The sequence below is a fragment of the Streptomyces tibetensis genome (assembly GCF_007655005.1).
Taxonomy (GTDB): domain Bacteria; phylum Actinomycetota; class Actinomycetes; order Streptomycetales; family Streptomycetaceae; genus Streptomyces; species Streptomyces tibetensis.
This window is the reverse complement of sequence record NZ_SZVW01000021.1, coordinates 79,575-97,316: the sequence shown is the minus strand read 5'-3', so window position 1 is coordinate 97,316 and position 17,742 is coordinate 79,575. Positions and strand designations below refer to the sequence as shown.

Below are 17,742 nucleotides of genomic sequence, written 5' to 3'. Positions count from 1 at the left end.
TGTTTGCATGCAGCAATGGACCACATCACGTTCCTCGTGGCGGCCGTCATCCTCACGGCACTCGCCTTCGACTTCACCAACGGTTTCCACGACACGGCGAACGCGATGGCCACGTCCATCGCCACCGGCGCGCTCGCACCCCGGACGGCGGTCCTGATCAGCGGTGTCCTCAACGTCGTCGGCGCCTTCCTGTCCACCGAGGTCGCCAGGACCGTCTCGGACGGCATCGTGGACGACACCCTCGTCTCCCCGGGCATGATCTTCGCGGGGCTGGTCGGCGCGATCCTGTGGAATCTGCTGACCTGGCTGATCGGTCTGCCCTCGAGCTCCTCGCACGCCCTGTTCGGCGGGTTGATCGGGGCCGTGTGGGTCGGGGCGGGCAGCCACGGCGTCGACTTCGGCAAGGTCGTCGAGAAGGTGCTGGTGCCGGCGGTGGCCTCGCCCGTCGTGGCCGGTGTCGCCGCGCTGCTCGCCACCCACCTCGCCTACCGGCTCACCGCCCGGGCCGATGGGGACTGCGTCACCCGGGGCTTCCGCATCGGCCAGATCGCCTCCGCCTCGCTGGTCTCCCTCGCCCACGGCACGAACGACGCGCAGAAGACCATGGGCGTCATCACCCTCACGCTGATCTCGGCCGGTGCCCTCGGCCACCATGCGGGCCCGCCCCTGTGGGTCGTCGCGTCCGCGGGCCTGGCCATCGGCCTCGGCACCTACCTCGGCGGCTGGCGGATCATCCGCACGCTGGGCAACGGCCTCGCCGAGATCCGGTCGCCGCAGGGCTTCGCCGCCGAGACCGCCTCCGCGACCGTCATCCTGACCTCCACGCACCTCGGCTTCGCGCTGTCGACCACCCAGGTGGCCTCGGGCAGCATCCTGGGTGCGGGTCTCGGCCGCAGGCTCGCGGAGGTCCGCTGGAGTGTCGCGGGCCGTATGGCGGTCGCCTGGGCGGTCACCCTGCCCGCCGCCGCGCTGGTCGGCGCACTGGCCGCCGCGGTCGTGCACCACGGCGGTGACATCGGCACTGCCGCTGTGGCCGTGGTCGGCGCGGCCCTCGCCGTGGGCATCGTGGTCATCTCGCGCCGCAACCCGGTGCACGCGCAGAATGTCAACGACGCGCGAGAGGCCACCCTCCGCACCGAGCCGTCGGCCAAGGTCCGCACGGCTGCCTGAGCGACGGGGACCGAGGGTGGAGGACCTCGATCCGGCCCGCCGGAGGCGCAGGCAGAGCGAAGGCCCCGTACCCGGTTACGGATACGGGGCCCACCGTCCCCTCTCACCCGGCCGGCGACATCGCGGGTCGGGCGATACGGAGAAGATCAAGCCTTCTTGGTCTCCCAGAAGATCTTGTCGATCTGGGCGATGTAGTCCAGCGCCTTCTGGCCGGTGGCCGGGTCGGTCGAGCCCTTGGCGGCCGAGAGGGCCTTCAGGGTGTCGTTGACCAGCTGGTGCAGCTCCGGGTACTTCTCGAAGTGCGGGGGCTTGAAGTAGTCGCTCCAGAGCACCGAGACGTGGTGCTTCGCGAGCTCGGCGCGCTGCTCCTTGATGACGGTGGCGCGCGCCTGGAAGTGCGGGTCGTCGTTGGCGGCCATCTTCTCCTGCACGGCCTTCACCGACTCCGCCTCGATGCGGGCCTGGGCGGGGTCGTACACACCGCAGGGAAGGTCGCAGTGGGCACTGACCTTGACCTTGGGGGCAAACAGGCGGGAAAGCATGGAGCATTCCTTCCTCGTGATCGTCTTCTCACAGGGGACATTACTCCGTGAGGGACGGCTTTTCGCGGGTGCCCCCATGGGCTTAGGACAAAAGTCCGGGGTGAGACTGAGACTGGTGGAGCAAGAACCGGGGAGGTGCCGGGTGATGCCGGAGCTGTCGCAGGAGTCCGAGCGGGGGAGGCCGGCCCCGCCCTTCGGTGTGGCCGAGGTCACCGGGCCCTCCATGGTGCCCACGCTGTACCACGGTGACCGGCTCCTGGTGCACTACGGGGCCCGGGTCAGGCCAGGGGACGTCGTCGTGCTGCGGCACCCCTTCCAGCAGGACCTGCTGGTCGTCAAGCGGGTCGCACAGCGCCGTGACAGCGGCTGGTGGGTGCTCGGGGACAACGCCTACGCCGGCGGCGACAGCACCGACTACGGCGTCGTGCCCGACGACCTGGTGCTGGGGCGGGTCCGGTTCCGCTACCGGCCGCGCAGGTCCGGCCGGCGGTCGCCCTGGGCGACGCTGGGCTGGGCGCTGTCGGCGGCCAGGCCCGTGCTCTCGGGCAGGCCGGGCCGGGTGGCCTCCAGGCGTTTGCGGGCACGGTAGGCGGCCACGTTGGCGCGGGTCGCGCAGCGGTCGGAGCAGTAGCGGCGGGAGCGGTTGGTGGAGGTGTCGAGGTAGGCGTTGCGGCAGGGCGCGGCCTCGCACAGGCCGAGGCGGTCCGCGCCGTGCTCGGTCAGGTGGAACGCCAGGCCCATCGCCGCGATCGCCGCGTAGCCCGCCGTCGCGTTCGACGGATGGTCCGCCAGGTGCATGTGCCACAGGGGCCGGCCGTCGTCGTCGCGGAAGTCGTGCCCGGAGATCTGCGGGCTCACCGGGAACTCCAGCAGCAGCGAGTTCAGCAGGTCGACGGCGAGCCTTTCGTCGCCCGAGTCGGCCGCCTCGAAGACCGCGCGCAGCCGGGCCCGGACCGAGCGGAAGCGGGTCACGTCCGCGTCGGTGGCACGGCGGGCGGCCGACTGGCTGGGCCCGAACAGATCGCGGACGGCCTCCACCGACGTCAGGGCGTCCTTGCCCCGGGCCGGTTCCTCGGTGTTGACGAGGCGCACGGCGTAGTCCGAGTAATAGGCCAGTTCCACTTTTAGTCCTTACGAAGGGGCTTTAAGGTCGACAGCGTGCACTTGTAAGAGCTGATGGTGCCTCCAGGGTATTACGAGGGAGGGGCTCGATGACGGACGCCGACACCCCCACGGCCACCGCCGACTGGCAGGCCGGCAGGAGAGCTGGGACCGGCAGCAGGAGTGGTACCTGCCCGACCGCGAGGAGCGGTTGCGGATCACGCTCGGTGGGGGTCCCCCCATGCCTTTCGGGCTATGGGGGAGGTCGAGGCCCTCGTGGGCAGCGCCCCGCGCATCCTCGACCTCGCCTGCGGCACCGGCAGCATCACCGCCCGGCTGCTCGCCCGCTTCCCGGACGCCACCAGCACCTGCGTCGCCCTCGACCCGGCGCTCCTCGCCATCGCCGAGGGCACCTTCGCCGGTGACGAGCGGGTCGGCCTGGTCACCGCCGACCCCAAGGACCCCCACTGGCCGTCGAAGCTGCCGTACGACGCGTACGACGCCGTCCTGACCGCGACGGCCCTGCACTGGCTGCACCGGGAACCCCTCGCGGACCTCTACGGCCAGGTCGCGGGACTCGTCCGCGCCGGCGGTGTCTTCATGAACGCGGACCACATGATCGACGAGACGACGCCCCGGATCAACGCGGCGGAGCGGGCGCAGCGGCACGCCCGCATGGATCAGGCCAAGCGGGAGGGCGTCCTCGACTGGGCCGAGTGGTGGCAGCTCGCGGCCGAGGACCCGGTCCTCGCGGAGCCCACCGCCCGGCGCTAGGAGATCTACTGCGAGCACGCGGACGGCGACATGCCCTCTGCCCGGTGGCACGCGCGCGTGCTGCGCGAGAGGGGATTCGGCGAGGCCAGGCCCGTGTGGTGCTCGCCCTCGGACACCCTGCTTTTGGCCGTCAAGTAACGCAGACGAAGGGGGCGGTACGGAAACCCCGTACCGCCCCCTCGCCGTGCGTGCCGTCAGAGCACCTTGGACAGGAACGACTTCGTCCGCTCGTGCTGCGGGTTGGTCAGCACCTCGCGCGGGTGACCGGATTCGACCACCACACCGCCGTCCAGGAAGACCAGGCTGTCGCCCACCTCGCGGGCGAAGCCCATCTCGTGGGTGACGACGATCATCGTCATGCCGGACTCGGCCAGGTCGCGCATGACGTCCAGGACGTCACCGACCAGCTCCGGGTCGAGCGCCGAGGTCGGCTCGTCGAACAGCATCAGCTTCGGGTCCATGGCGAGGGCCCGGGCGATGGCGACGCGCTGCTGCTGACCGCCGGAGAGCTGGGAGGGGTAGCTGCCCGCCTTGTCGGCCAGGCCCACCCGGTCCAGCAGCTCCAGGGCGCGCTCGCGGGCCTTGCCCCTGCTCACGCCCTTGACCTGGACCGGCGCCTCCATGACGTTCTCCACGGACGTCATGTGCGGGAACAGGTTGAAGCGCTGGAAGACCATGCCGATGTCCCGGCGCTTGACCGCGACCTCGCTGTCCTTCAGCTCGTAGAGCTTGTCGCCCTTCTGCCGGTAGCCGACCAGATCGCCGTCGACGTACAGGCGGCCGGCGTTGATCTTCTCCAGGTGGTTGATGCACCTCAGGAAGGTCGACTTGCCGGAGCCGGAGGGGCCGATGAGGCAGAACACCTCGCCGGACTTCACCTCCAGGTCGATGCCCTTGAGGACTTCTACGGGGCCGAAGGACTTGTGGACGCCCTCGGCCTTGACCATGGCGGTCATGCGGTGTCTCCCGTCGACGCCGAGCGGTTGGACAGGGACAGCACGTTCGCCTTGATCTTCTGGAACGGGGTGTCCGGCAGCGACCGGCTCGAACCACGCGCGTAGTACCGCTCCAGGTAGTACTGGCCGATGCTGAAGACCGACGTCATCAGCAGGTACCAGGCCGCCGCCAGGAACAGCATCTCGGCGGGGGCGCCGGAGGTCTGGCCGATGTCCTGAGCGGCGCGCAGCAGCTCCGGATACTGGACGACCGAGACCAGCGAGGTCGTCTTCAGCATGTTGATGACCTCGTTGCCCGTCGGCGGCACGATCACGCGCATCGCCTGCGGGATGACGATCCGGCGCAGCGTCTTGGAGTGGCTCATGCCCAGGGCGTGCGACGCCTCGGTCTGGCCCTCGTCGACCGAGAGCAGACCGGCGCGGCAGATCTCCGCCATGTACGCGGCCTCGTTCAGGCCGAGGCCCAGCAGCGCGGTCAGGAACGGGGTCATGAAGTCCGACCACTCGTCCTTGTAGAACGGCCCGAGATTGATGTACTCGAAGACCAGTCCCAGGTTGAACCAGACGATCAGCTGGACCAGGACCGGGGTGCCGCGGAAGAACCAGATGTAGAACCACGCGATCGACGAGGTCACCGGGTTCTTCGACAGGCGCATCACGGCGAGCATGACGCCGCCGACGATGCCGATCACCATGGACAGCACGGTCAGCAGGAGCGTCTTGCCGACGCCGTCCAGGATGCGGTCGTCGAAGAAGTAGTCCGGGATCGCGCCCCAGTTGATCTTGCCCTGGGAGAACGCGTAGACGACCCCGACCAGCAGGGCGATGGCGACGACGGCGGAGACGTACCGCCCGTAGTGCCGGACCGGGATGGCCTTGATGGCCTCCGGTCCGGCCGGGGGCGTGTCGGCCGGCGTCTTGTCGATGTCAACAGTCACGGGTGTTGCCTTTCAGTGCCGCTAGGGCGCGGTCACTTGCCGCCGTTGATGGTGGCTTCCTGCACGGAGCCGTCCGTGACGCCCCACTTCTTCATGATCTTCTCGTACTCGCCGCTCTTGACGACGGCGTCCAGCGCGGCCTTGAGGGCGTCACGCAGCTGCGTCTGGTTCTTGGCGACCGCGATGCCGTACGGGGCGGCCTCGACCTGCTCGCCGACGATCTGGAAGTCCTTGCCGCCACCGGAGGTCTTCACCGCGTACGCGGCGACCGGGAAGTCGGACGAGCCGGCGTCGGCGCCGCCCGCGCGCAGCCGGGTCTGGGCCTGCTGGTCGTTGTCGAAGGGCTCGATGGCGATCTTCTTGCCGGCCGGGCACTTCTTCGACTCCGCCTTGGCGAGGTCCTCGGAGACCGTGCCGCGCTGCAGCACGATCTTCTTTCCGCACAGGTCGGACCAGGTCTTGATGCCCTGGTCGTCACCCTTCTTGGTGTAGATCGAGACACCGGCGGTGAAGTAGTCGACGAAGTCGACGCCCTCGCCGACCTTCTTGCCGGTGTCGGAGTCGATGCCCTCCTGGCGGTCCTTGGTGTCGGTCATCGCGGACATGGCGATGTCGTACCGCTTGGAGCGCAGACCCGTGATCAGCGTGTCGAAGGTGCCGTTCTCGAACTGGAAGTCGACCCCGAGCTGCTTGCCCATGGCAGCGGCGAGGTCCGGGTCGATGCCGACGACCTTCCCCGAGTTGTCCTTGAACTCGACCGGGGCGTAGGCGATGTCGGAACCGACCTTGATGACGCCCTTGTCACGGATGGCCTGCGGCAGCTTGTCCGCGAGCGGGGCGGAGGCCGCGGTGTCGCTGGAGCCGGTGTCCTTGGTCTGGTCACCGCATCCGGTGAGCATCAGCGCGCCTGCGACCGCGATCGCACCGACCGCTGCTAGCCGGGAGTGCGCGGCGGTCGTACGACGGGTGGAGCTTGCGGTCATGGTGGGTTCCTCCGGCGGATGGGTGGAGTTGCCGATGGGGCGGGCCGCCGCCGATGGGTTCGGCACGGCCGTGGCACGCCGAAGGTTTCGGCAGTGCCGTGGGTCGACGAGAGCACACCTCTTCGAGTGTCGCGACCTCGTGTGATTACGGCATCTTGCCATTCGGACTGCGCGATTCTGGGGGCCAGCCATGTCAAAATCGGATAACGGGCGACCCCCGAATCGCACCACTCCGGTACATCACGGCCGGACCTTCTGCAGGAATCGCCCGTTCCGGCCGGAAGATCTTCGGTAAATCCCGAGATTTCGATACGGGGACTGCGAACTTCACTGATGGTTGAGTGGGTGTAGCTGGTTTGTCCAGGTCTTGTCCCTATTTTGGACGAAGAGTCGGGGCCCCGTCATGTGACCTTCGCGTTATGGACTCGTCGTCGACGCCGTTCGTCCGGTAAGAAGGGTCTTTACACCCCTCATCCGGGGCTCAGGGCGCGTGTGCGGCGCGCCCGTCGCGTACGCGCCCGTACGTATACACGTACAAGCACGACATGGGTCTACGCGGTGCCCGCCCACCCCTCACCAGGAGTGGCCACCCTCAAAACAATGAAGATTTAAGGGGTAAAACGAAGTGGCAGCGGAGATCGTCAATCCTCGCAGCGAGAGCAAGACCGGCGATACGGATCACGAGGGCAGTGCGGAGCCCCTCGACTCCTTCGACCCGGCGTTCGCCCTGCACCGCGGCGGCAAGATGGCCGTGCAGGCCACCGTGCCCGTCCGCGACAAGGACGACCTGTCCCTGGCGTACACGCCCGGCGTCGCGAAGGTGTGCAGCGCGATCGCGGAGCAGCCGGAGCTCGTGCACGACTACACGTGGAAGTCGTCGGTCGTGGCCGTCGTGACGGACGGTACGGCCGTGCTGGGGCTCGGTGACATCGGGCCCGAGGCCTCCCTCCCGGTCATGGAGGGCAAGGCGATTCTGTTCAAGCAGTTCGGTGGCGTGGACGCGGTTCCGATCGCCCTGGCCTGCACGGACGTCGACGAGATCGTCGAGACCGTGGTGAGGCTCGCGCCGTCGTTCGGCGGGGTCAACCTGGAGGACATCTCGGCACCCCGGTGCTTCGAGGTCGAGCGGAAGCTGCAGGAGCGGCTGGACATCCCGGTCTTCCACGACGACCAGCACGGTACGGCCGTGGTGACGCTGGCCGCCCTGCGGAACGCCGCGCGGCTGAGCGGGCGGGCCCTCGGGGAGCTGCGGGCCGTCATCTCGGGCGCCGGCGCGGCCGGTGTCGCCATCGCGAAGATGCTGGTGGAAGCCGGGATCGGCGATGTCGCGGTGGCCGACCGCAAGGGTGTCGTGTCGGCGGACCGGGACGACCTCACGCCGGTGAAGCGGGAGCTGGCCGGGTTCACGAACAAGGCCGGGATCACCGGATCGCTGGAGGCGGCGCTGGACGGCGCCGATGTGTTCATCGGCGTGTCCGGTGGGACGGTTCCGGAGTCCGCGGTGGCGACGATGGCCAAGGGCGCGTTCGTTTTCGCCATGGCGAACCCGAACCCCGAGGTGCACCCCGAGGTCGCGCACAAGTACGCGGCGGTCGTCGCGACCGGGCGGTCGGACTTCCCGAACCAGATCAACAACGTGCTGGCGTTCCCCGGGATCTTCGCGGGCGCGCTGCAGGTGCGGGCCTCCCGGATCACCGAGGGGATGAAGTTGGCCGCCGCCGAGGCGCTGGCGGCCGTGGTCGGGGACGATCTCGCCGCCGACTACGTCATCCCGTCGCCGTTCGACGAGCGGGTCGCTCCGGCGGTCACGGCCGCGGTGGCGGCGGCTGCCCGGGCCGAGGGCGTGGCCCGGCGCTGACGCCGACGCCGGTGTGATGTGGCCCCGCCCGGGGATCGGGCGGGGCCATTTCTTTGCGTTGGGGTGGGGCTGTTCGGGGGGTGCCGGTCGGGAGCGGCGTGGCCTGTGCCGTAGGCGCACAGCACCGTCGCCTGCCTGGCAAGAGGGCGTGTCTCACAGGGGTGGGTGGTTCCTTCGGTCCCTCGCGGAACCTATCGTCAAGGTCATGTTCGCTGTCTACGCCGCCCGAATCGACCGCGACCAGCCGCTGTCCGGCCTGGAGTTGGGGGAGCGTCCGGCTCCCGAGGCTCGTCCCGGCTGGAGCACCGTCACGGTCAAGGCCGCCTCCCTCAATCACCACGACCTGTGGTCCCTGCGGGGCGTGGGCCTCGCAGAGGACAAGCTGCCGATGATCCTCGGCTGTGACGCCGCCGGTGTCGACGAGGAGGGCAACGAGGTCGTCCTGCACTCCGTGATCGGACAGAGCGGGCACGGGGTCGGCCCGAAGGAACCCCGTTCCATCCTCACCGAGCGTTATCAGGGCACCTTCGCCGAGCAGGTCTCCGTGCCGACCTGGAACATCCTGCCCAAGCCCAAGGAGCTCTCCTTCGCGGAGGCGGCTTGTCTGCCGACCGCGTGGCTGACCGCGTATCGGATGCTGTTCACCAACGCGGGTGTCCGCCCGGGCGACTCCGTGCTGGTGCAGGGTGCCGGTGGTGGTGTCGCCACGGCCGCCATCGTGCTGGGCAAGGCCGCCGGGCTCCGGGTCTTCGCCACGAGCCGGGACGAGGCCAAGCGCAAGCGGGCCGTGGAGCTCGGGGCCGTGGAGGCGCTGGAGTCGGGGGCTCGGCTGCCGCAGCGGGTGGACGCCGTCATCGAGACCGTCGGTGCCGCCACCTGGTCGCATTCGGTGAAGTCGCTGAAGCCCGGCGGCACGCTGGTCATCTCCGGCGCCACCAGCGGCGACCGGCCTTCGCACGCCGAACTGACCCGGATCTTCTTCCTCGAACTCAAGGTCGTCGGATCCACGATGGGCACCAAGGACGAGCTGGAGGATCTGCTGTCGTTCTGTGCCGCCACCGGTGTGCGGCCGGTCATCGACGAGGTCATGCCGATGGACCGCGCCCGGGAGGGCTTCGAGCGGCTGGCCTCGGGTGAGCAGTTCGGGAAGGTCGTGCTCACGAATTCCTGAGTTCCCTCCACGGTGCGTCGACGGTCGGTCCCGGGTGGGCCGGCCGTTTTCGTGTGTCAACTGCGGTTGACGTGAGTGCTTTGTCAACGTAGGTTGACTGCATGACCGAAGCAACGGATCTGGCCGAGCGTGCGGGTGACCGTGATCCACGGGTCGGCCTGCGGGCCGTCGCCGCGCTGCGTCGGCTGCTGGAGCAGCTGGAAGCCGTACAGGTGCGCAATGCGCGCAACCAGGGCTGGTCGTGGCAGGAGATCGCCACCGAACTCGGTGTGAGCAGGCAGGCCGTGCACAAGAAGTACGGGAGGCATTGATGTTCGAGCGGTTCACGAAAGACGCCAGGGACGTGGTCAAGGGCGCTTACGCGTATGTGGAGGGCAGTGGTGGGGGCGGGCGGTGCGTGGAGCCCGAGCACCTGCTGCTGGCTCTGCTCGACCGGGAGGGCAGTCGTGGGTCCTTCGCGCTCGCCGCTCTCGGGCTCGGTGAGCGGCGGGAGTCCGTGCGCGAGGCGCTGCGTGAGGCGCGGCGGCGGGCCGGGCTGACGCAGGCGGAAACCGATGCGCTCGCGGGGCTGGGGATCGACGTGGCGGAGATCGTCGCCCGGGTGGAGGAGACGCACGGGGTCGGTGCTCTGGCCGGTGACCGGACGGACAAGCGGTGGTGGTCGGGGCGTACCTCCCTCGGGCGGGAGGCCAAGGGCGTGCTGGAGCGTTCCTTGCGGGTCGCTCTCGCCCAGCGGGACCGGCACATCGGGGACGAGCACATTCTGCTGGCCCTGACCGCCGGTCCCGGAGTGCCGGCCGAGGTCCTCGCCGACCACGGGGTGACGTACGCGTCCCTGGTGCGGGTGCTGTACGGGAGTGGCGGCGAGGCCCAGGCCGGCTGAAGGGCTGCGTCCCGGGCGCCTACTTCTGCTGCGTGCGCAGGAGGGCTCCTATGTGGGCCGCCGCGGTCGACAGGTGGCGGCGGGCGTCTCGCAGTTGGCCGGGGGTGACGCCGTGGTCGCGGGCCGCGTCACGGATGTCGTCCCGGAAACGGTCGAGCAGGCGGTCCAGGTCGCGGGCCGGGTCGCCGGTGGAGTCGGCGGTGTCCTCGTGGGCCCAGGCCGGTTCATAGGCGGCCGGGAAGTCCTCCGGGGGATGGACGTGGGTCGGCTCCGCGGTGGGCTTGCCGGTGCCGGGCCAGTCGAAACCGAGGTCCTTGCCGAAGCCCTTGCCGTAGTCCTTGCCGAACTCGCCCACCTCCTTCACCAGTTCGCTCAGGCCCTCACGCAGACCCGTCGGCCAGTCGCCGCGGGCGAAGTGGTCCTGCACCTGCTCCTGGACGTGGCGAGTGATGCGCTGCACCTGCTCCTGGGCCTGGACCCGGGCCTGCTCCTGGGCCTCCTTCGCCTGGCGGCGAGCGCGCTGGGCGTCCTCGCGGGCGCGACGGCTCTCGTCCTTGGCGCGCCGGGCCTGCTCTTTCCACTCCTGCCGGGCGCGGCGCATCTCCTCCTTGGCGATGCGCCAGGCCTCCTTGTCGCCGTACTGCGAGAAGTCGCCGTAGGGGGTGCCCGTCGTGCCGTCGGTCGTGGTGCCGCCGCCCCTGCGGGCCTCCGTCGCGGCCGCGCGCATCTCGCGGCGCAGGTCTCCGGCGGCTCCGCGCACGTCTGCCTGGATCTCCGCGGCCAGTTCGGCGACCGACTCCCGGATCTCCAGTTCCAGGTCGGCCAGCTCGCCGCTGCGGTCGGCCAGTTCGGCGCGGCCCGCGTCCGTGATCGAGTAGACCTTGCGGCCGCCCTCGGTGGTGTGGGTGACCAGGCCCTCGGCCTCCAGCTTGGCCAGACGCGGGTAGACCGTGCCCGCCGATGGCGCGTACAGCCCCTGGAAGCGCTCCTCGAGGAGGCGGATCACCTCGTAGCCGTGACGGGGCGCCTCGTCCAGCAGCTTCAGCAGGTAGAGGCGGAGGCGGCCGTGGGCGAAGACGGGGGGCATGTCAGAGCACCTTCTTGTCGGTTGTGCCGTCGGCCGGGACGGTGGTGGGGTCATCGCCCGGGCCGGAGACGGAATTGTCTCCCGAGCCGCCCCGGGGGCCGCTCGCCGGGGCTTTGGCCGCGCCGCTGTTGCCGGGTCGGGTGTCCCATGGCTCGTCGTCGTGATCGTCCTCTCCGGCCGGGCGGCGGAGCAGGGCGATCGAGCCGGAGACGGTGGTGGCCCGCAGTTTGCCGGTGCCCGCGCCGAGCCGGCCCGTGATCTTGTGGGCTCCCCACTGGCCGTGCACCCGCAGGCCTTCGAAGGCGTTGGAGAGGGATCCGCTCGCCGTGTTCGCTTCGACCTCCGCGTCCGCCGGGTACGGGAGCCGGATCGCGATCTCGCCCGAGACGCTGGTCAGCCGGACGTCCGTCGGGCCGTTCGGGTCGAGGTCGACGATCATCGAGCCGCTGACCGACTCGGCCCGCACGGAGGGGCCGGAGCCCTCGATCACCGTGAGGTCACCGGAGACCGAGTTGAACCGCAGCTCGCCGGTCACGCCCTGGGCCTCCAGGCTGCCGGAGACCGTGTCGGCGCGGACCGGGCCGGACAGGCCCACGAGCGTCGTGTCGCCGGTGACGCCCTTCACCACCGACGGGCCCTGGATCCCGGAGATCACGGCGGCCGCGCCCACCACGCCCACCTCCACGCGGGTGCCGACCGGGACGGCCAGGGAGACCACCGCGCTGCGGCGCCAGCCCTTGCGGTCCAGCCACTTGAGGAAGCCCTTCCAGGGCAGGTCCTCGTAGGCCACCGTGAGGACGCCGTCCTGCTGGGTCACCACCAGGGGTGGTCCCTCGATCTCGGAGATCTCCAGGCGGGCGGAACCTTCGTCCGTGCCCACCACGTTCACCGTTCCGTTGACGAGACGCACCCTCAGGTCGCTCACGGGCTCGTCGAACGTGAGCTTCCTCGGTTCTGCGACGGACCACTCGGACATGGTGGAGACCTCCCCGACTCGACGCGCCATATCGCGTCCTCTCGTATTCACGATATATCGCGGTCCGGGAAAGTCAAGACACCCATTCTGGGGAGGAGTGGGTGGACAAAAGTGCTCAAAATCAGGTGATTCGCCCTAGCGTGTGAGCATGTCGACGGAAGCTGCCCGCACCGGTCCCGCGTCTGGGGCGCTGCTGCTGTGCCGGGCGGCGCCCGCGTCCGTCGCCCCCGTCGCCCACCTGTTGCGCGAACCGATGCGGCTCACGCGCGCGGGCGACGAATGGAGCGTTCTCGTCCCCGAGGGCAGGCCCTGGCGGGACGGTGCCGAGCCCGTCGACCGGGTGGTCACGGGCTGGACCACGGCCCTCGCCGTCGGCGCGCCCTGGCCCGCCCTGGCCCTGTGGTGGGATCCGGACCACGCCGGATTCATCTTCGCGTCCGGCTTCCGCCGCCCGGTCGGCTTCGTGTGGCTCGCGAGCGGCGTCCCGGTCGGGGAGGACGAGGCGATGCGCGCGTTCGCCGCCCGCCTGGGCCTCGACCTCGTCCTGGACGTGCAGGCCCTCGACCGGCTGACCGCACCCGACTCGGCGGCCGACGCCCGTGCCCGCCTGCGCGGCCTGCTCGCGGTCCTCGCGGGCGTGGGCGTCGCCCTGCCCGCCGAACTCGCCCCGGGCGAACCCGCCGACCGCCTCCTGGAAGCCGCCGCCGGACGGCCGGACAGCCTGCCCGTCGAATGGCCGGGCTGGCGCGAGGCGGTCGCTGAACGCGACACCGTGGACCACAGCCGGCTCGGCCCCTGGATGCCCTGGACGGGTGGCCCCAGGTCCCGCGCCCTGGCCCTGGCGCAGGTGGCGGCGGGCCTGACGCTCCTGGTGCAGGGCCTGCGGCGGCGGGGTGGCGGCTGGGCCACGGCCGGAGCCCTGCTCCTCGCGCACGGCGCACTGGGGCTGACTTACGCCCTCACACACCCCCGCGACTGAGGCGACGGCGGGAGGGGAGAAGAGGCCGGATCTACTCGTCGTCCTCGTCGTCCAGCCGAGCCAGCCACGTGGCCAGCCGCTCCACCGGCACCTCGAAGTCGGGATTGAGATCGACGAACGTCCTCAACTGCTCGGCGAGCCACTCGAAGGTGACTTCCTCCTCGCCGCGCCGCTTCTCCAGTTCCTCGATGCCACGGTCCGTGAAGTACATGCCTCAAGGATAGGTGCGCGAAAACGGCCGGGCCGCACCCCCGAAGCGGGGATGCGGCCCGGCCAGGCAGGACGCGCGAGGGCGATTACGCCTCGAACACCTCACGCACCAGCTGCTCCTGCTCGGCCTGGTGACGCTTCGCGGAACCCACCGCCGGGGACGAGCCGTGCGGGCGCGAGATGCGCCGCAGCCGCTCGCCGTGCGGGACGTCCGCGCCGACCGCCAGGTCCAGGTGGTCGATCAGGTTGAGCGCGATGAACGGCCAGGCACCCTGGTTCGCCGGCTCCTCCTGCGCCCACAGGTACTTCTCGGCGTTCGGGTACTTCTTGATCTCCGCCTGGAGCTCGGCACCCGGCAGCGGGTACAGGCGCTCGATGCGGATGATCGCCGTGTCCGTGACGCCGCGCTTCTGACGCTCGGCCTCCAGGTCGTAGTAGACCTTGCCGGCGCAGAAGACGACCTTCTTGACCGCGGCCGGGTCCACCGACGCGTCGCCGATGACCGGCTGGAACTGGCCCGTCGTGAACTCCTCCGCCTTCGCCGCCGCGGCCTTCAGGCGCAGCATCGACTTCGGCGTGAAGACCACCAGCGGCTTGTGGTGCGGGTTGTGCACCTGCCACCGCAGGAGGTGGAAGTAGTTCGACGGCGACGTCGGCATGGCGACCGTCATGTTGTTCTGGGCGCACATCTGGAGGAAGCGCTCCGGGCGGGCCGAGGAGTGGTCCGGGCCCTGACCCTCGTACCCGTGCGGCAGCAGCAGGACGACGCCGGACGTCTGGGCCCACTTCTGCTCGGCCGACGAGATGAACTCGTCCACGACCGTCTGGGCGCCGTTGACGAAGTCGCCGAACTGCGCCTCCCACATCACCAGCGCCTCGGGGCGGGCGAGCGAGTAGCCGTACTCGAAGCCCATCGCCGCGTACTCGGAGAGGAGGGAGTTGTAGACGTTCAGCCGCGCCTGGTCCTCGGAGAGGTACTGCAGCGGGGTGTACTCGTCGCCCGTGCTGCGGTCGATGATGACCGCGTGGCGCTGGCCGAACGTACCGCGCTGCGAGTCCTGGCCCGCCAGGCGGACCGGCACGCCCTCCAGCAGGAGGGAACCGATCGCGAGGGTCTCGCCCATGCCCCAGTCGATCGTGCCGTCCTCGACCATCGACGCCCGGCGCTGCAGCTGCGGCAGCAGACGCGGGTGCACGGTGATGTTGTCGGGGATGTTGACCTGGGACTCGGCGATCCGCTTGACGACCTCCGTGGTCACCGCGGTGTTCACGGCGACCGGGAACTCGGCCTGCGGGTCCGAGGACTCGACCGTCCCCGGCTGGGACGTGGCCTCACGGACCTCCGTGAAGACCTTCTCCAGCTGGCCCTGGTAGTCCTGCAGGGCCTGCTCGGCCTCTTCCAGGGTGATGTCGCCGCGACCGATGAGGGACTCGGTGTAGAGCTTGCGCACCGAGCGCTTCTTGTCGATCAGGTCGTACATCAGCGGCTGGGTGAAGGCCGGGTTGTCCGACTCGTTGTGACCGCGGCGGCGGTAGCAGATGAGGTCGATCACCACGTCCTTGTTGAACGCCTGGCGGAACTCGAAGGCGAGCCGCGCGACGCGGACCACGGCCTCCGGGTCGTCGCCGTTCACGTGGAAGATCGGGGCCTCGATCATGCGGGCCACGTCCGTCGCGTACATGGAGGAACGCGAGGACTCGGGAGCCGCGGTGAAGCCGACCTGGTTGTTGATGACGATGTGGACCGTGCCGCCGGTGCGGTAGCCGCGCAGCTGCGACATGTTCAGGGTCTCGGCCACCACGCCCTGGCCCGCGAAGGCCGCGTCGCCGTGGATCGCCACCGGCAGGACGGTGAAGTCCGTGCCGCCCTTGTTGATGATGTCCTGCTTGGCGCGCGAGACGCCCTCCAGGACCGGGTCCACCGCCTCCAGGTGCGAGGGGTTCGCGACCAGGGAGACCGCGATCTGCTCGCCGTCGAGACCGGTGAAGGTGCCCTCGGCGCCCAGGTGGTACTTCACGTCACCGGAGCCGTGCATCGACTTCGGGTCGAGGTTGCCCTCGAACTCACGGAAGATCTGCGCGTACGACTTGCCGACGATGTTGGCGAGGACGTTCAGCCGGCCGCGGTGGGCCATGCCGATGACGACCTCGTCCAGGCGGGACTCGGCGGCCGAGTCCAGCACGGCGTCCAGCAGCGGGATGACGGACTCGCCGCCCTCCAGGGAGAAGCGCTTCTGGCCGACGTACTTCGTCTGCAGGAACGTCTCGAACGCCTCGGCCGCGTTCAGCCGGCGCAGGATGCGCAGCTGCTCCTCGCGCTCCGGCTTGGAGTGCGGACGCTCCACGCGGTCCTGGATCCACTTGCGCTGCTTCGGGTCCTGGATGTGCATGAACTCGATGCCGGTGGTGCGGCAGTACGAGTCGCGCAGGACGCCGAGGATGTCGCGCAGCTTCATCATCGACTTGCCGGCGAAGCCGCCGACGGCGAACTCGCGCTCCAGGTCCCAGAGCGTGAGGCCGTGCTCGTTGACGTCCAGGTCGGGGTGCTTGCGCTGCTGGTACTCCAGCGGGTCGGTGTCGGCCATGACGTGACCGCGGACCCGGTAGGAGTGGATCAGCTCGAAGACGCGGGCCGCCTTGGTGACGTCGTCGTCGTGGCTGGCGTCGATGTCCTTGAGCCAGCGGACCGGCTCGTAGGGGATGCGCAGCGCCTCGAAGATGTCGTCGTAGAAGCCGTTCTCACCGAGGAGGAGGTTCGCGACGATCCGGAGGAACTCGCCGGAGGCGGCGCCCTGGATGACCCGGTGGTCGTAGGTCGACGTGAGCGTCATGACCTTCGAGATGCCGAGCTTGTTCAGGGTGTCCTGGGACGTGCCCTGGAACTCCGCCGGGTAGTCCATGGAGCCGACGCCCATGATCACCGACTGGCCGGGCATCAGACGCGGCACGGAGTGCACGGTGCCGAGGCCGCCGGGGTTGGTCAGGGAGACCGTCACGCCGGTGAAGTCGTCCATGCCCAGCTTGCCGTCGCGGGCGCGGCGGACGATGTCCTCGTAGGCCTGCCAGAACTCGAAGAAGTTCAGGGTCTCGGCCTTCTTGATGCCCGCGACCACGAGCTGGCGGTCGCCGTTGGGCTTGACCAGGTCGATGGCGAGGCCGAAGTTGACGTGCTCCGGCTTGACCAGGGTCGGCTTGCCGTCCTTCTCCGCGAAGGAGTAGTTCATCGACGGCATGGCCTTGATGGCCTGCACCATCGCGTAGCCGATCAGGTGCGTGAAGGAGATCTTCCCGCCCCGGGCGCGCTTCAGGTGGTTGTTGATGACGATGCGGTTGTCGAACAGCAGCTTCACCGGGACCGCGCGCACGGACGTGGCCGTGGGCACCTCCAGGGAGGCGTTCATGTTCTTGGCGACCGCGGCGGCGGGGCCGCGCAGCACGACCTGCTCGGGGCCCGAGGGGGCCTCACCGGCGGGCTCCGCCTTCTTCGCGGCGGCAGCCGGCTTGGCGGCGGGCTTCGCGGCCGGGGCGGCCTGCGCCGGAGCGGGGGCCTTGGCCGGAGCAGGGGCCTGCGCGGGGGCCGGGGCCTGCGCGGCGGGCTTCGCCTGGGCCGGAGCCGGGGCGGGGGCCGGCGCTGCGGCGGGCTTCTCGGCCGCCGGGGCGGAGGCCTGGGCGGGCGCGGCCGGGGCGGCCGCCTGAGCGGTGGTGGTCCCCGCGGCCCCCGCGGCCGCGGTACCCGCCGGAGCCGGGGCGGCGGCCGCACCTGGCTTGTAGTCGGCGAAGAAGTCCCACCAGGCTCGGTCTACCGAATTCGGGTCCTGGAGGTACTGCTGATAGATCTCGTCGACGAGCCACTCGTTGGCACCGAACGACGCGGCAGGGTTCTTCCCCGCTTGGTCGGTGTCGGTCGAGATGCTCGAGTTACTGGGGGACTGTGGCGACACGGCGGCAACCGCCCTCTTCCGCTTCACAAGATGATGGACAGCGGGAATCAAGGCTACGCCCCCTGGAGGGGGAAGGTCAGGCCGGGCCCGTGCAACGTCGTGCACATCACATCTGGAACGGTGTTTCGGGGCTTGAAATGGCGGGAAACAAGCGTGGTTCCGCTTAATGAGGC

15 protein-coding genes and 2 pseudogenes are annotated in these 17,742 nt (G+C 69.9%); 8 read left to right on the top strand and 9 right to left on the bottom strand.

The window, feature by feature from the left end; translation table 11 throughout:
* Nucleotides 1-15 precede the first annotated feature (15 nt).
* Nucleotides 16-1,170: an inorganic phosphate transporter gene (locus FDO69_RS31670; RefSeq protein ID WP_104784898.1), complete on the top strand. Its 1,155-nt coding sequence runs from the start codon at nt 16-18 to the stop codon at nt 1,168-1,170.
* Between the two features lie 146 nt (nt 1,171-1,316).
* Here the strand turns inward: FDO69_RS31670 and sodN are convergent, their stop codons facing one another.
* Nucleotides 1,317-1,712, bottom strand: a complete 396-nt coding sequence (sodN, locus tag FDO69_RS31665) for a superoxide dismutase, Ni (RefSeq protein WP_031140564.1) — start codon at nt 1,710-1,712, stop codon at nt 1,317-1,319.
* Between sodN and sodX the strand changes: the two are divergent.
* Nucleotides 1,624-2,109 (top strand): annotated as a pseudogene (sodX, locus tag FDO69_RS42940) (nickel-type superoxide dismutase maturation protease); the annotation flags it as partial. The gene sodN and the pseudogene sodX overlap by 89 nt on opposite strands.
* 65 nt (nt 2,110-2,174) lie before the next feature.
* Here the strand turns inward: sodX and FDO69_RS31655 are convergent.
* Nucleotides 2,175-2,834, bottom strand: coding sequence for a CGNR zinc finger domain-containing protein (locus tag FDO69_RS31655; RefSeq protein ID WP_324827931.1), 660 nt, complete (start codon nt 2,832-2,834; stop codon nt 2,175-2,177).
* Nucleotides 2,835-2,923: 89 nt separating this feature from the next.
* Here FDO69_RS31655 and FDO69_RS31650 point away from each other — a divergent pair.
* A pseudogene (locus FDO69_RS31650) lies at nt 2,924-3,725 on the top strand (class I SAM-dependent methyltransferase).
* 56 nt (nt 3,726-3,781) lie between these two features.
* Here the strand turns inward: FDO69_RS31650 and FDO69_RS31645 are convergent.
* Genes FDO69_RS31645 through FDO69_RS31635 form a run of 3 tightly spaced genes read right to left on the bottom strand, consistent with a single transcriptional unit; the run spans nt 3,782 to nt 6,464 of the window.
* Nucleotides 3,782-4,543 carry an amino acid ABC transporter ATP-binding protein gene (locus FDO69_RS31645; RefSeq protein WP_104784893.1) on the bottom strand — a complete coding sequence of 254 codons (762 nt, stop codon included), beginning with the start codon at nt 4,541-4,543 and terminating at the stop codon, nt 3,782-3,784.
* A complete protein-coding gene (locus tag FDO69_RS31640; RefSeq protein WP_104784890.1) occupies nt 4,540-5,481 on the bottom strand; it encodes an amino acid ABC transporter permease in 942 nt (313 codons plus the stop codon). Before FDO69_RS31640 ends, FDO69_RS31645 begins: the two co-directional genes overlap by 4 nt.
* A 32-nt stretch (nt 5,482-5,513) precedes the next feature.
* Nucleotides 5,514-6,464 (bottom strand): ABC transporter substrate-binding protein, encoded by a 951-nt coding sequence (locus tag FDO69_RS31635; RefSeq protein WP_104784887.1) that lies wholly within the window; start codon nt 6,462-6,464, stop codon nt 5,514-5,516.
* 625 nt (nt 6,465-7,089) lie between these two features.
* Here FDO69_RS31635 and FDO69_RS31630 point away from each other — a divergent pair.
* The 4 genes from FDO69_RS31630 to FDO69_RS31615 all read left to right on the top strand — a co-directional run bounded on the left by FDO69_RS31630 (nt 7,090) and on the right by FDO69_RS31615 (nt 10,376).
* Nucleotides 7,090-8,322, top strand: coding sequence for an NAD(P)-dependent malic enzyme (locus FDO69_RS31630; RefSeq protein WP_104784884.1), 1,233 nt, complete (start codon nt 7,090-7,092; stop codon nt 8,320-8,322).
* 205 nt (nt 8,323-8,527) lie between these two features.
* Nucleotides 8,528-9,493: a zinc-binding dehydrogenase gene (locus FDO69_RS31625; RefSeq protein ID WP_104784881.1), complete on the top strand. Its 966-nt coding sequence runs from the start codon at nt 8,528-8,530 to the stop codon at nt 9,491-9,493.
* Between the two features lie 101 nt (nt 9,494-9,594).
* Nucleotides 9,595-9,804: an HTH domain-containing protein gene (locus FDO69_RS31620; RefSeq protein ID WP_003992902.1), complete on the top strand. Its 210-nt coding sequence runs from the start codon at nt 9,595-9,597 to the stop codon at nt 9,802-9,804.
* A complete protein-coding gene (locus FDO69_RS31615; RefSeq protein WP_104784878.1) occupies nt 9,804-10,376 on the top strand; it encodes a Clp protease N-terminal domain-containing protein in 573 nt (190 codons plus the stop codon). Before FDO69_RS31620 ends, FDO69_RS31615 begins: the two co-directional genes overlap by 1 nt.
* Before the next feature lie 19 nt (nt 10,377-10,395).
* Here the strand turns inward: FDO69_RS31615 and FDO69_RS31610 are convergent, their stop codons facing one another.
* Both FDO69_RS31610 and FDO69_RS31605 read right to left on the bottom strand, forming a co-directional pair.
* Entirely contained in the window at nt 10,396-11,463 is a 1,068-nt protein-coding gene (locus FDO69_RS31610; protein ID WP_104784875.1) for a PadR family transcriptional regulator, read from the bottom strand.
* A gap of 1 nt (nt 11,464) precedes the next feature.
* Nucleotides 11,465-12,439 carry a DUF4097 family beta strand repeat-containing protein gene (locus FDO69_RS31605; RefSeq protein WP_159030671.1) on the bottom strand — a complete coding sequence of 325 codons (975 nt, stop codon included), beginning with the start codon at nt 12,437-12,439 and terminating at the stop codon, nt 11,465-11,467.
* A gap of 148 nt (nt 12,440-12,587) precedes the next feature.
* Here FDO69_RS31605 and FDO69_RS31600 point away from each other — a divergent pair, with 148 nt between their 5' ends.
* The gene (locus FDO69_RS31600) at nt 12,588-13,418 is read left to right on the top strand and encodes a hypothetical protein (RefSeq protein WP_104784869.1); all 831 of its coding nucleotides are present in this window, start codon (nt 12,588-12,590) and stop codon (nt 13,416-13,418) included.
* 31 nt (nt 13,419-13,449) lie between these two features.
* Here the strand turns inward: FDO69_RS31600 and FDO69_RS31595 are convergent, their stop codons facing one another.
* The gene (locus tag FDO69_RS31595) at nt 13,450-13,629 is read right to left on the bottom strand and encodes a DUF6104 family protein (protein ID WP_003992906.1); all 180 of its coding nucleotides are present in this window, start codon (nt 13,627-13,629) and stop codon (nt 13,450-13,452) included.
* 85 nt (nt 13,630-13,714) lie between these two features.
* A complete protein-coding gene (locus FDO69_RS31590; protein ID WP_104784866.1) occupies nt 13,715-17,569 on the bottom strand; it encodes a multifunctional oxoglutarate decarboxylase/oxoglutarate dehydrogenase thiamine pyrophosphate-binding subunit/dihydrolipoyllysine-residue succinyltransferase subunit in 3,855 nt (1,284 codons plus the stop codon).
* Between the last annotated feature and the right edge of the window lie 173 nt (nt 17,570-17,742).

Bases quoted from the DNA above. Each gene is read 5' to 3' on its own strand.
- FDO69_RS31625 (WP_104784881.1), top strand. From the start codon at position 8,528: ATGTTCGCTGTCTACGCCGCCCGAATCGACCGCGACCAGCCGCTGTCC.
- FDO69_RS31610 (WP_104784875.1), bottom strand. From the start codon at position 11,463: ATGCCCCCCGTCTTCGCCCACGGCCGCCTCCGCCTCTACCTGCTGAAG.
- FDO69_RS31645 (WP_104784893.1), bottom strand. From the start codon at position 4,543: ATGACCGCCATGGTCAAGGCCGAGGGCGTCCACAAGTCCTTCGGCCCC.
- FDO69_RS31620 (WP_003992902.1), top strand. From the start codon at position 9,595: ATGACCGAAGCAACGGATCTGGCCGAGCGTGCGGGTGACCGTGATCCA.
- FDO69_RS31600 (WP_104784869.1), top strand. From the start codon at position 12,588: ATGTCGACGGAAGCTGCCCGCACCGGTCCCGCGTCTGGGGCGCTGCTG.
- FDO69_RS31615 (WP_104784878.1), top strand. From the start codon at position 9,804: ATGTTCGAGCGGTTCACGAAAGACGCCAGGGACGTGGTCAAGGGCGCT.
- FDO69_RS31670 (WP_104784898.1), top strand. From the start codon at position 16: ATGGACCACATCACGTTCCTCGTGGCGGCCGTCATCCTCACGGCACTC.
- FDO69_RS31635 (WP_104784887.1), bottom strand. From the start codon at position 6,464: ATGACCGCAAGCTCCACCCGTCGTACGACCGCCGCGCACTCCCGGCTA.
- FDO69_RS31605 (WP_159030671.1), bottom strand. From the start codon at position 12,439: ATGTCCGAGTGGTCCGTCGCAGAACCGAGGAAGCTCACGTTCGACGAG.
- sodN (WP_031140564.1), bottom strand. From the start codon at position 1,712: ATGCTTTCCCGCCTGTTTGCCCCCAAGGTCAAGGTCAGTGCCCACTGC.
- FDO69_RS31595 (WP_003992906.1), bottom strand. From the start codon at position 13,629: ATGTACTTCACGGACCGTGGCATCGAGGAACTGGAGAAGCGGCGCGGC.